This window comes from Microbacterium sp. GbtcB4, from assembly GCF_019091465.1.
In the GTDB taxonomy this organism is placed as follows: domain Bacteria; phylum Actinomycetota; class Actinomycetes; order Actinomycetales; family Microbacteriaceae; genus Microbacterium; species Microbacterium paraoxydans.
Map to the genome: position 1 here is coordinate 1 of NZ_JAGXJJ010000788.1, position 229 is coordinate 229.

Annotated in this window: 1 protein-coding gene; it reads left to right on the top strand. The window is 67.7% G+C overall.

Annotated features, from left to right (window positions below):
* Position 1 precedes the first annotated feature (1 nt).
* Positions 2-229: FAD-dependent oxidoreductase (locus KVS71_RS19625; protein WP_368874990.1), on the top strand; the 228-nt coding region annotated here is incomplete at its 3' end.

Genomic DNA, 229 nt, shown 5'->3' on the forward strand with positions numbered 1-229 from the left:
GATCGGGGACGGAATGGTGGGTCTCTCGACGGCGTACGCGCTGCGGGAGCAGGGCGTGCCGGTGCGCTTGTACGAGGCAGGTGTGCCCGGGACGGGTCAGTCCGCAGGCGAGTCGCGGATCTACCGGCATGCCCACGACGACCCGCGACTCGTCGCTTTCCCGGGCGAAAGCCGCGGCGTATGGGATGAGTGGTCCGAACACTTCGACGTCGAGCTGGTCTCATCAGAC